This window comes from Stenotrophomonas sp. GD04024 (assembly GCF_029837545.1).
Taxonomy (GTDB): Bacteria; Pseudomonadota; Gammaproteobacteria; order Xanthomonadales; family Xanthomonadaceae; genus Stenotrophomonas; species Stenotrophomonas forensis.
Genome location: NZ_JAOEDV010000037.1, coordinates 1 through 12401, shown reverse-complemented (window position 1 = coordinate 12401; position 12401 = coordinate 1). Strand labels below are relative to the sequence as shown.

General features: G+C 68.0%; 10 protein-coding genes. 1 reads left to right on the top strand and 9 read right to left on the bottom strand.

The genetic code is table 11. The features are described 5' to 3' along the window. Window positions 1–49 precede the first annotated feature (49 nt). The 9 genes from leuB to ilvC all read right to left on the bottom strand — a co-directional run bounded on the left by leuB (window position 50) and on the right by ilvC (window position 9698). The gene (leuB, locus tag N7590_RS13090) at window positions 50–1111 is read right to left on the bottom strand and encodes a 3-isopropylmalate dehydrogenase (RefSeq protein ID WP_164242298.1); all 1062 of its coding nucleotides are present in this window, start codon (window positions 1109–1111) and stop codon (window positions 50–52) included. Continuing rightward, entirely contained in the window at window positions 1101–1679 is a 579-nt protein-coding gene (gene leuD, locus N7590_RS13085; protein WP_053510801.1) for a 3-isopropylmalate dehydratase small subunit, read from the bottom strand. The genes leuB and leuD overlap by 11 nt, the downstream gene beginning before the upstream one ends. After that, the gene (leuC, locus tag N7590_RS13080; protein ID WP_164242300.1) at window positions 1679–3097 is read right to left on the bottom strand and encodes a 3-isopropylmalate dehydratase large subunit; all 1419 of its coding nucleotides are present in this window, start codon (window positions 3095–3097) and stop codon (window positions 1679–1681) included. The genes leuD and leuC overlap by 1 nt, the downstream gene beginning before the upstream one ends. Window positions 3098–3157: 60 nt before the next feature. Then, the gene (locus tag N7590_RS13075) at window positions 3158–3931 is read right to left on the bottom strand and encodes a class I SAM-dependent methyltransferase (RefSeq protein ID WP_053450731.1); all 774 of its coding nucleotides are present in this window, start codon (window positions 3929–3931) and stop codon (window positions 3158–3160) included. 10 nt (window positions 3932–3941) lie between these two features. Beyond that, entirely contained in the window at window positions 3942–5528 is a 1587-nt protein-coding gene (locus N7590_RS13070; protein WP_164242302.1) for a 2-isopropylmalate synthase, read from the bottom strand. After that, window positions 5525–6616 carry a threonine dehydratase gene (locus N7590_RS13065; RefSeq protein ID WP_164242304.1) on the bottom strand — a complete coding sequence of 364 codons (1092 nt, stop codon included), beginning with the start codon at window positions 6614–6616 and terminating at the stop codon, window positions 5525–5527. The genes N7590_RS13070 and N7590_RS13065 overlap by 4 nt, the downstream gene beginning before the upstream one ends. A 96-nt stretch (window positions 6617–6712) precedes the next feature. Beyond that, a complete protein-coding gene (locus tag N7590_RS13060) occupies window positions 6713–6964 on the bottom strand; it encodes an ACT domain-containing protein (RefSeq protein ID WP_005419108.1) in 252 nt (83 codons plus the stop codon). Further along, complete coding sequence (ilvG, locus tag N7590_RS13055) at window positions 6948–8684, bottom strand: acetolactate synthase 2 catalytic subunit (protein WP_164242306.1); 1737 nt, start codon at window positions 8682–8684, stop codon at window positions 6948–6950. Before ilvG ends, N7590_RS13060 begins: the two co-directional genes overlap by 17 nt. Before the next feature lie 39 nt (window positions 8685–8723). Then, window positions 8724–9698 carry a ketol-acid reductoisomerase gene (ilvC, locus tag N7590_RS13050; protein ID WP_008265163.1) on the bottom strand — a complete coding sequence of 325 codons (975 nt, stop codon included), beginning with the start codon at window positions 9696–9698 and terminating at the stop codon, window positions 8724–8726. A gap of 688 nt (window positions 9699–10386) precedes the next feature. Between ilvC and ggt the strand changes: the two genes are divergently transcribed. Next, complete coding sequence (gene ggt / locus N7590_RS13045; protein ID WP_164242307.1) at window positions 10387–12105, top strand: gamma-glutamyltransferase; 1719 nt, start codon at window positions 10387–10389, stop codon at window positions 12103–12105. Window positions 12106–12401: the final 296 nt, after the last annotated feature.

Here is a 12401-nt window from a genome sequence, read left to right as displayed (position 1 = left end):
TGTTGCGTGAGTCGAGCATGGCTCGACTCTACAGGAGTTGCAGGACAGGTCAGCCCAGCTTCGCCAGCACCGCGTCGGTGGCCGCCGCGGTGCTCACCGCCTGGCCCTTGGCGGCCAGGTCGGCGGTGAACACGCCGTCGTCCAGCACGGCATGCACCGCGGCTTCCACCGCCGCGGCTTCGGCGTCCAGCCCCAGCGAATGGCGCAGCAGCATCGCAGCGCTGAAGATCGTCGCGTACGGGTTGGCGATACCCTTGCCGGCGATGTCCGGGGCCGAGCCATGGATCGGCTCGTAGATGCCGACTGCGCCCGGTTCGCCCAGCGACGCCGACGGCAGCAGGCCCAGCGAGCCGGCCAGCATCGAGGCCTCATCGGTGAGGATGTCGCCGAACATGTTCTCGGTGACGATCACGTCGTACTCGCGCGGCTTGGCCAACAGGTGCATGGCCATCGAATCAACCAGCTGGTGTTCCAGTGCCACGTCCGGGAATTCCTCGCGGCCGATGCGTGCGGCCACGTCACGCCACAGGCGCGAGGTTTCCAGCACGTTCGCCTTGTCCACCGAGGTGACCTTGCCACGGCGCTGCTGCGCGAGGCGGAAGGCACTGCGCAGCACGCGCTCGATCTCGGCCACGGTGTAGCGGCACAGGTCGCTGGCGCTGTCGGCGTCGCGGGTCTTGTCGCCGAAGTAGATGCCGCCGGTCAGTTCGCGTACCACCACGAAGTCCACGCCCTGCAGCAGCTCGGCCTTGATCGGCGAGGCATGCAGCGCCGCCTCGTGGGTGCGCACCGGGCGCAGGTTGGCATACAGGCCCAGCGCCTTGCGGATTGCCAGCAGGCCCTGTTCCGGGCGCACCTTGGCGTTCGGGTCGGACCACTTCGGGCCACCGACCGCACCCAGCAGCACCGCGTTGGCGGCCTGGCAGGCGGCCAGGGTGGCGGCCGGCAAGGGTTCGCCATGGCGATCGATGGCGATGCCACCGATGTCGTGTTCGCTGAAAGCAAAGGTGTGGTTGAAGCGTTCGGCGACGGCCTTCAGGACGGCAACTGCCGCGGCGGCCACTTCCGGGCCGATGCCATCACCGGGCAGGACAACAATTTCAGCGTGCATGCTCACTCTCGTAACGTTCGATTTCAGGGACACGGCCCAACAGATACCCCAACTGGTCGACACCTTCCAGCAGGCAGGTCTGCGAGAAGCCATCCAGCGGGAAGGAATAGACGCGGCCATCCGGGGTGCGCAGTTCGCGCGCGGCCACGTCGATGGTCAGCTCATCGTCCGGGTGCTGCATCAGCGCCTGCACGTCGGCCTCGTCCAGCACGATCGGCAGCAGGCCGTTCTTCAGCGAGTTGCCGCGGAAGATGTCGGCGATCTCGCTGCTGACGATGGCGCGCAGGCCGAGGTCGGTCAGCGCCCACGGTGCGTGCTCGCGCGAGGAACCGCAGCCGAAGTTGCGGCCCGCCAGCAGGATGCTGCGGCCGGCGTTGTGCGGCTGGTTGAACGCGAAGTCGGCCACCGGCGAACCATCGGCCTGCCAGCGCCAGTCATTGAACGCATTGCGGCCCAGGCCGGCACGTTCGGTGGTGGACAGGAACCGCGCCGGAATGATCTGGTCGGTGTCGATGTTGGTCTGGCGCAGCACCACGCTGGCCGAGCTCAGGGTACGGAAACCGGCCATCACGCCACCTCCTGTGCGAACAGTTCGCGGGTATCGGCCACCTGGCCCTTCACCGCCGCCCATGCCGCGCTCATCGGCGACGCCAGCAGAGTGCGTGAACCGGGGCCCTGGCGGCCCTCGAAGTTGCGGTTGCTGGTGCTCACCGCCAGCTGGCCCGGGGCGACCAGGTCACCGTTCATGGCGATGCACATCGAGCAGCCCGGCTCGCGCCATTCGGCACCGGCCGCGCGCACGATCTCATGGATGCCTTCGGCCTCGGCCTCGCGCTTGACGATCTCCGAGCCCGGCACCACCAGCATGCGCACGCCGTCGGCGACGCGGCGTCCGCGCAGCACCTGCGCCACTTGGCGCATGTCACTCAGGCGACCATTGGTGCACGAACCAACGAACACCACATCCACCGGCGTGCCGGCCAGCGCCTTGCCGGCCTGGAAGTGCATGTAGTCCAGGCCCTTCTGCGCGGCGGCATCGTTGGCGGCCGGAATCGGCGCATCCACCGCGATGGCAGTACCCGGATGGGTGCCCCAGGTCAGGGTCGGGCGGATACCGGCGGCGTCGATGTGCACTTCGCTGTCGAAGCGTGCGCCGTCATCGCTGCGCAGCTGTTGCCAGCGCGCCACGGCGGCCTCGAAGTCGGCGCCCTTGGGGCCGCGCGGGGTGTTGGCGACGAAGTCGAAGGTGACCTGGTCCGGGGCGACCATGCCGGCACGCGCGCCGGCCTCGATCGACATGTTGCACAGGGTCATGCGCTGTTCCATGTCCATCGCCGTGATGGTGCTGCCACGAAACTCGATCACGTGGCCGGTACCGCCGTTGACGCCGATCACGCCGATGATGTGCAGGACCACGTCCTTGGCGCCGACGCCAGGTGCCAGCGGGCCGTCCACGGTGATCGCAAGGGTCTTGGCCTTGCGCTGCAGCAGGCATTGCGTGGCCAGCACGTGGCCGACTTCGCTGGTGCCGATGCCGAACGCCAGCGAACCGAACGCACCATGGGTGGAGGTGTGGCTGTCACCGCAGACGATGGTCATGCCGGGCTGGGTGAAGCCCTGTTCCGGTGCGATCACGTGGACGATGCCGCGGTTGTCCGAGGCCATGTCGAACAGCTCGATGCCGTGCTCGGCGCAGTTGCGCGCCAGCGTGGCGACCTGCGCCTCGGAGGCGGCACTGGCGTAGGGCAGCGTGCCATCGGCGGCAGCCGGCAGGGTCGGCGTGGAGTGGTCCATCGTCGCCTTGGTGCGGTCCGGCCGGCGTGGCGACAGGCCGCGCTCGCGCAGCTCGGTGAACGCCTGCGGGGACGTGACCTCGTGGATCAGGTGCAGGTCGATGTACAGCACGGCGGGCGCGCTGTCGGATTCGGGAACCACCACGTGGGCGTCCCACAGTTTGTCGTACAGGGTGCGGGGTGCGGAAGTCATGCGTGTGCCTGGCAGAAGTACGAAGGTGCGGACATCGGGAAAGATAACGAACGAATCATGTCAACGGCGACGGGCGAGTACCCGCAGCCGCACGTAGTCGGCCAACGGCTGGCCGGCGGCGTTGCGCGGCAGATCGGCCAGCAACGCGGTGGCGGCCTCGCGCACGGTGGCGCGGACCTCGGCGGGCAGATCGTCCAGCAACGGCGCAGCGAATACCCGCAGCCATCCGGCCACGCCGGTCGGCAGCGGGGTTGGGCGCGGCGTGCACTCGATCAGCTGCACCTGGAAGCCATGCTGGCGCAGGCGGTCGGCGTAGGCGTCGGCACTGGGGAAATACCACTGGAAGGCGCTGGCACCGTGGCCATGCGCCACGCGCGCGGCCTGTACCGCGGCGATGATCGTGGCCACATTGCCATGGCCACCGAACTCGGCAACAAAGCGGCCACCCGGGCGCAGGGCACGGCGCACGCCTTCCAGCACGCGGTCAGGCGTGCCCATCCAATGCAGGGCGGCATTGCTGAACACTGCGTCGAACTCGCTGTCGAACGACAGTGCATGGCCGTCCATCACCTGCGCATCGACACCGCGCGCACGGGCCGCAATCACCAGTTCCGGCGACGCGTCCACGCCGTGGATGCGTGCGCCGCTGAGGGCCAGTTCGGTGCTGAGCACGCCATCGCCACAGCCCAGGTCGAGGATGCGTTCACCGGCGCGCGGGTCGAGCAGGCGCGCCACCGCGCCGCCGAGCAGCGGCACGAAGCCGGCGTCGATCGCATAGTCCTGGGCGTTCCAGTGCTGCCCTGCAGGCAGCGCAGTGGTGTCGAAGGCGCTCATGGCGGGTTCCTCAGGCGGTGGCGGGGGTGGGAATGTCGGTGCTGCTGTGGGCGGCGGCCTGGCGCTGGCGCAGCAGGCGGTTGGCAACATCCAGCCAGGCCAGCGCGGAGGCTTCGATGATGTCCTTGCTGGTGCCGGTGCCGTCGTACTCCACGCCCTCGTGGCGCACGCTCAGGTTGGCTTCGCCGCGCGCATCGGCGCCGATGCCGACGCTGTGCACGTGGTAGCTGTCCAGCATCAGCTGCACGCCGGTGGCCGCCGACAGCGCGCCGAACAGCGCATCGACCGGGCCGTCGCCCTGCGCGGTCTCGGCCACGCGGTTGCCATCGGGGTCGGACAGTTCGACCAGCGCGTTGGCGCGGCTGCCGACGTCACTGATGGTCATCGACGCCAGGCGGTAGCCCTGCGCGTTGGAGCCGCCCTGCATCAGCGTCTGCAGGTCGGCATCGGTGACCACGCGCTGCTGTTCGCACAGGCCCTTGAACTGCTCGAACACCAGCTTCAGTTCGTCTTCGTCCAGCCAGAAGCCCAGCGCACGCAGGCGCGCTTCGACGGCGGCGCGGCCACTGTGGCGGCCCAGCACCATCTGCGAGTCTTCCCAGCCCACATCTTCCGGGCGCATGATCTCGTAGGTGCCGCGATGGCGCAGCATGCCGTGCTGATGGATGCCCGATTCGTGGGCGAAGGCGTTGGCACCGACGATGGCCTTGTTGCGCTGCACCGGCATGCCGACCAGGCGCTGCAGCAGCTGAGAAGTGCCGACGATGCGCGGGGTGTTGATCGCGCTGTCCTGCTCGTAGAAGGCCTGGCGCACCTTCAGCACCATCGCGATCTCTTCCAGCGAGCAGTTGCCGGCGCGCTCGCCGATGCCATTGACGGTGCATTCGACCTGGCGCGCACCGCCTTCGATGGCGGCCAGCGAGTTGGCCACGGCCAGGCCCAGGTCGTTGTGGCAATGCGCACTGAAGATCACGTTGGTGGCATTGGGAACGTCGGAAACGCCGGCGATGACCTGCTGGAACATCGCGCGGATCTCTTCCGGCGTGGTGAAGCCGACGGTGTCGGGCAGGTTGATGGTGGTGGCGCCGGCGGCAATGGCCACGCGCGAAACTTCAATCAGGTAGTCCAGCTCGGTGCGGGTGGCATCCTCGGCCGAGAATTCGACATCGTCGATGTACGAGCGTGCCAGTGATACGTGCTTGCGTACCGACTCCAGTACCTGCTCGCGGGTCATCCGCAGCTTGTGCTCGCGGTGCAGCGGGCTGGTCGACAGGAACACGTGCAGGCGCGGGTTGGCAGCCGCTTCCAGTGCGCGTGCCGAGGTTTCGATGTCGGCCTGCAGGCAGCGCGACAGCACCGCCAGGCTCAGGCTCGGGCGGCGCAGTTCGCGGCCGATCAGGGCCATCGCCTCACGGTCGGACTGCGAGCTGGCCGGGAAGCCGGTCTCGATGATGTCCACGCCCAGTTCGTCCAGCGCACGCGCCATCACCAGCTTCTGCGGCGGGCTCATGCTGCAGCCGGGGGACTGCTCGCCGTCACGCAGGGTGGTGTCGAAGATGCGGATGCGCGGGGTGGTAATTCGTTCAATGGTGGTCACAGGGAAATCTCCTCGACAGCGGGTGCGACGGCTTGCAGGTGGGAAGGGGAAGAGGCAGGGGATGCGGGGGCGCTGGGCTTGCCGGGCGAGCGCGGCGTTTCGCTGCGCCGTCGCCGTGGCTTGCGCGGCGGGCGCGGACGGATGTCGGTGAGCAGGCCGGCCAGGACGCCGGCATCGATGTTCCCGCCCGACACCACCGCGCACTTGCGGCGGCCGGCGACGCGGCGGCCGGCGGCCAGCGCCAGCGCACCGGCGCCCTCGGCGATGATGTGTTCCTCCAGTGCCAGCCGGACCAGGGTTTCGCGCAGCTCGGCCTCGCGCACGATCACCACGTCGTCCAGCAGCGAGGTGCACAGCCGGCGGGTCAGGAAGCCGGGGATCTTCACCCGTACGCCATCTGCCAGCGAAGCGGCCGGGGCGATCTCGCGGACGTCGCCACGGATCGCGCGCGCCATCGAATCGACGCCTTCCACCTGCGCACCAACCACGCGAACGCCCTGCGATTTCAGTGCCAGCGCGACGCCGGAGGCCAGGCCGCCACCGCCGATCGGCACGATCACCACATCCGGTGCGTGTGCGGCCAGTTCGATGCCGACCGTGCCCTGGCCGGCGATCACGTCGGCATCGTCGAACGCGGACAGGAAGCGGTAGCCGTGGCGCTGCGCCAGTTCCACCGCGAAGGCATAGGCCTCGTCGTAGCTGTTGCCATGCTGGCGCACGGTGGCGCCCCAGTGGGCGACGCCGGCGATCTTGGTTGCCGGAGCGCCGTGCGGCATCACGGTGATGGCGGGCACGTCCAGGCGGTAGGCGGCCCACGCCACGCCCTGGGCGTGGTTGCCGGCCGAGGCGCAGATCACCGGCCGGGTGTCGCCGCGCTCGCGGCCGGCCAGCAGCGCGTTCAATGCGCCGCGTACCTTGTAGGAACCGGTGCGCTGCAGGTTTTCCAGCTTCAGCCAGGTACCGAAGCGCTCGGCATGGTGCAGCGGCGTGGGCGGCAGGAAGCGGCGCAGTCGGGCCTGCGCGGCCAGTACGTCGGCGACGCTTACGTCGCCGACATCGCTTTCCTGGCTGGCATCAGCGGCCGGCATGGGCCACCAGCGGGGTGCGGGCGACCGCCGCATGCGGGCACGGGCGGCGAAGAAGACGCCTCCGTACCGGCACCGTGGTCGCTACGGTACGGGTGTTCATACGGATGCTCCTTCCACGGCGGTGACCTGCACGGACACGCAGTCGTAGATCTTCTCGATCTGCCGGCACAGCGTTTCCGCCGGGCGCTGGCCATCCACCACCAGCTGCAGGTGCCAGCGGCCATCGTCGGCGGCCACCGGCGCGCCGCTGATCGCACGCGGCGCGAAGCCACGGCGTTCGGCCATGCCGATCACGCGCAGCAGCGCGCCTTCGGCCGGGTGCAGCACCAGGTCAAGCCGGTAGTGCATTGGGGGTCTCCTGGCGGGCGTGGGCGGGATTGCTTTCCAGCATCGTGCTGTTGGCGGTGTTCGGCGGCACCAGCGGCCACACGTTGGCGCGTGCATCGATGGCCACGTGCAGCAGGGCCGGGCCCGGCTCGGCCAGCAAGGCAGCCAGGCCACCTTCCACGTCATCGCGTGCGTCGATGCGGGTCGCGGCGATGCCGAACACCTGCGCCAGCGCCACGAAGTCCGGGTTGTCGGACAGGTCGATCTCGCTGTAGCGCTCGGCGAAGAACAGCTCCTGCCACTGCCGCACCATGCCCAGCGAACTGTTGTCCAGCAGCACGATCTTCACCGGCAGCCGGCAACGCGCGATGGTGGCCAGCTCCTGCACGTTCATCATGAAGCTGCCGTCGCCGGACACCAGTACCACCGTGCGATCGGGGCAGGCGAACTGCGCGCCCATCGCCGCCGGCAGGCCGAAGCCCATGGTGCCCAGCGCGCCACTGGTCAGGTGGTTGCGCGGGTGGTTGAAGCGGCAGTGCTGCGCCACCCACATCTGGTGCTGGCCGACGTCGCAGGCGATCACCGCATCGGCCGGTGCCAGCTCGCTCAGGCGCTTCAGCAGGGCCGGGGCGTAGATGTGCTGGCCCGGTGCGTCGTAGCGCGCGGCGAATCGATCACGATGCTGCGCACAGCGCTTGCGCCATGCGTCCTGGTGGGCCTTGGGGGAGGGGAAGGCCGCACGCAGGGCGCGGATGGCATGGCCGACATTGCCGGGCACGGCGACGTCGGCACTGCGCAGCTTGGAGATCTCGTAGGCGTCGGCATCGATGTGGACGACACGGGCGAACGGCGCGAACTCGGCCAGCTTGCCGGTGGCACGGTCATCGAAACGTGCCCCCAGCACCAGCAGCAGGTCGCTTTCCTGCACCGCCATGTTGGCCGCGCGGGTGCCGTGCATGCCCAGCATGCCCAGCGACTGCGGATGGCTGGCCGGCAGAGCGCCCAGACCCCGCAGCGTCATCACGGTGGGGATGGCGCTCGCCTCGACGAAGTCACGCAGGTCCTGCACCGCATCGCCGAGCGCGATGCCGCCGCCGGCGTAGACCACCGGCTTCTCGGCCGCTGCCAGCGCGGCAATGGCTTCGGCGATGGCGACCTCGGCCGGGGCCGGCGGCGGCTCGACGCTGCTCGGCACGTGCGCCGGCAGATGGCTGGCATCGGCCAGCTGCGCGTCCTTGGGCAGGTCGATCAGCACCGGGCCGGGCCGGCCCTCGCGGGCGATACGGAACGCATCGGCGACCACGCGCGGCAGGTCGTCAACACTGCGCACCAGCCAGCTGTGCTTGACGATCGGCAGGGTCAGGCCGAACACATCCAGCTCCTGGAAGGCGTCGGTACCCAGCAGCGGCGTGGCGACCTGGCCGGTGATGCAGACCATCGGCACCGAATCCAGCATCGCATCGGCGATGCCGGTGACCAGGTTCGAGGCGCCCGGCCCGGAAGTGGCCACGCAGACGCCGACCTGGCCGCTGGCGCGGGCGAAGCCGTTGGCGGCCAGTGCGGCGCCCTGCTCATGGCGCACCAGGATGTGCTTCAGCGACGAATCCACCAGCGCGTCGTAGAACGGCATGATGGTGCCGCCGGGATAGCCGAACAGCGTGCGGACGCCTTCGGCTTCCAGCGCCTGGGTCAGCCAGCGCGCGCCATTGGGCGGCGCGCTGCGGTGTGTCGAAGAGTTCATGGGGGAACCTTGCAAAGCGGGTGGGGGAGGGCCGCGTGGTTACGCGGCCTGTCCTTGCAACCAGACCATCTTGGCGCGCAGTTCCTTGCCCACCTTTTCGATCGGGTGCTCCAGGTCGGCCTGCTTGAACTTGTTGTAGTTCGGCAGGCCCGCTTCGTACTCGGCCACCCAGTTCTTGGTGAAGGTGCCGTCCTGGATGTCCTTCAGCACTTCCTTCATGCGCGCCTTGGTACCGGCGTCGATCACGCGCGGGCCGCTGACGTAGTCGCCGTACTGCGCAGTCTCGGAAATGAATTCCAGCATGCGCGAGATGCCGCCTTCGTAGAACAGGTCGACGATCAGCTTCAGTTCGTGCAGCACTTCGTAGTAGGCGATCTCCGGCTGGTAGCCGGCTTCGACCAGGGTCTCGAAACCGGCCTGCACCAGTGCCGAGGCGCCGCCGCACAGCACCGCCTGTTCACCGAACAGATCGGTCTCGGTTTCTTCCTTGAAGGTGGTCTGGATCAGGTTGGCGCGGGCGCCGCCCAGGCCACCGGCATAGGCCAGGGCGTAGTCGGCGGCCTTGCCGCTCTTGTCCTGGTAGACCGCCCAGATGCACGGCACGCCGCGGCCGATTTCATACTCGCGGCGCACCAGCGCGCCCGGGCCCTTCGGCGCGACCAGCACCACGTCTAGGTCCTCGCGCGGCTTGATCATGTCGAAGTGCACGTTCAGGCCGTGCGCGAACAACAGCACCGCGCCCTGCTTCATGTTCGGCGCCAGCACGTCGTCGTAGAGCTTCTTCTGCACCATGTCCGGGGTCAGCACGGCGACCAGGTCGGCGTCCTTCACCGCTTCGGCCGGTGCTTTCACGGTGAAGCCGTCGGCCTGCGCCTTGACCTCGGTCGGGCCGCCCGGACGCAGGCCTACCACCACGTCGAAGCCGGATTCGCGCAGGTTCAGTGCGTGGGCGCGGCCCTGGCTGCCGTAGCCGATGACGGCGATCTTGGTCTGGGGCAGGTCGTTGGTGCTCATGGGGGAGGTTCCTTGCGGTGGGAAGAAAAAAGAACGGCCGGTCGTCGAGGTGACGTGCCGGCCGGTCAGGGGAAAGCGGTGGAGGAGGTGCCGCGCATCGCACAGGCACAGCCACCACGAGGCGTCGTGGTGGTGTGGGTCCTGGTTTTGAAGGTGGCGTTGTTCATGGTGGTTGCGTCTGAAACCAGGTCCTGAAATGAAAAAACCCGCACCGGGGCGGGTGCGGGTTTTTGATGAGTTCCGGTGTGTTTGTTGCTTACACGCTGGCTCGTCCCGCACCTGTTGGTTGGGTAATAAGTACGAGCACAAGAATCGAACGCAGCGATGCGGCGCCGGTGTCGGCGGCTTCGATGTGGGTTCGCGGTGGCGTGTTGTGATGCAACATGTGATCGAGAGAAACACAGCCGTTTTGGCGATGTCAACCCTCGCGACAGAATTTTTTTCGGTTTCCGCTGCATCCAGCGCAATCGCTTGTGGCACAAGGATGGTTGCCGCTGAAAGTGTTTCGGTGAACCCGAATTCACTCTTTTCAGGGCAGTTTTTGCGCGGATTCCGGGTTGTATTCGCCTTGCTGGGTGCGGACCTTGGTCCGAACCCGCCAACGGCCTTCGCCCATGACCTCTGCCCGATACCGCGTGAAGGCCGCAGCGGCGAAGATCGGGGACCACCCTTCCATCGGAACCTGACCGTGTCCCGACGTCTTGCCCGTTCCCTGCTGGCTGCCGCCGTGCTGGCCGCCGTGCCCGCACTGTCCTCTGCCGCCGACCGCATCACCGGCCACACCTTCGCCACCCGCTCGGAAGTGATCGCGCCCCACGCCATGGCGGCGACCTCGCAGCCGCTGGCCACCCAGATCGCGCTGGACGTGATGAAGAAGGGCGGTTCGGCGGTGGACGCGGCAATCGCCGCCAACGCTGCACTCGGCCTGATGGAGCCCACGGGCAACGGCATCGGCGGCGACCTGTTCGCCATCGTCTGGGACCCGAAGACGCAGAAGCTGTATGGCTACAACGGTTCGGGCCGCTCGCCGAAGTCGCTGACCCTGGCCGAGTTCCAGCGCCGTGGCCTGAAGGACATCCCGGCCACCGGCCCGCTGCCGGTGTCGGTACCGGGCGCGGTGGACGGCTGGTTCGCGCTGCACGAGCGCTTCGGCCGCACGCCGATGGCCGACAACCTGGCCCCGGCCATCCGCTACGCCCGCGAGGGCCATCCGGTGGCCGAAGTGATCGCCTACTACTGGGATCGCTCGGTGCCCAAGCTGTCGCAGTACCCGGGCTTCAAGGAGCAGTTCACGATCAACGGCCACGCCCCGCGCAAGGGCGAGATGTGGAAGAACCCGAACCTGGCCAGCACCCTGCAGAAGATCGCCGATGGCGGGCGCGACGCCTTCTACAAGGGTGATATCGCCCGCACCATCGGCGATTACTTCAAGGCCAATGGTGGTTACCTGAGCTACCAGGACATGGCCGACCACCACGGTGAGTGGGTCGAGCCGGTCAGCAGCAACTACCGCGGCTACGACGTGTGGGAACTGCCGCCGAACAGCCAGGGCATCGCCGCCCTGCAGATCCTCAACGTGCTGGAAGGCTACGATTTCTCGAAGATTCCGTTCGGCTCGCCGGAACACGTGCACCTGTTCGTGGAAGCGAAGAAGCTGGCCTTCGCCGACCGTGCGCGCTTCTACGCCGACATGGCGTTCCAGCCGGCGCCGGTGCAGAAGCTGATCTCCAAGGAATACGCCGCGCAGCGCCGCGCGCTGATCTCGATGGACAAGGCGCTGAAGGAAGTGCAGCCCGGCACACCGAAGCAGCTGGAAGAGGGCGACACCATCTACATGACCGTGGCCGACGCCGACGGCATGATGGTGTCGCTGATCCAGTCCAACTACCGCGGCATGGGCAGCGGCATGGCGCCGCCGGGGCTGGGCTTCATCCTGCAGGATCGCGGCGAGATGTTCGTGCTGCAGAAGAACCATCCCAACGGCTACGCGCCGGGCAAGCGGCCGTTCCAGACCATCATCCCGGCCTTCATCACCAAGGGTGGCAAGCCGTACGCCAGTTTCGGCGTCATGGGCGGGGCGATGCAGCCGCAGGGCCACGCGCAGATCGTGATGAACCTGGTGGACTTCGGCATGAACCTGCAGGAAGCCGGTGATGCACCGCGCATCCAGCACGAGGGCTCGACCGAACCGACCGGGCAGGCCACGGCGATGACCGATGGCGGCGAAGTGAATCTGGAAACCGGATTCCCGTACGAGACGGTGCGTGCGCTGATGCGCAAGGGGCATCGCATTGTATTCGCCGACGGCCCGTATGGCGGGTACCAGGCGATCATGCGTGATCCCGAAACCGGCGTTTACTACGGTGCGTCGGAGAGCCGCAAGGATGGGCAGGCGGCGGGGTATTGAGGTTTCCCGGCCACCGGGCGCAGCCCCCTCTGCGGTGATGGCAGTGATACGGGGCTTGGCCGGGTGGGTGGGCTGGTCGGGGGACGCCGTGAATCCGTCCCTGGAGGCTTGGCAGCCGCATCCATGCGGCTGACACCCCCGCCCAGCCCACCCGCCCGGCCTCTGACAGTTTCCTAGGGCCGCCACCGCAGGAAGAGAAAGAAGAAGATCAAAAGCAACAGCAACAGCCGCGCGCTGTGGGTTGGGGTCGGATCCGTTTTCCGATACAAAACATCCACGCATGGCGTGGATCTACC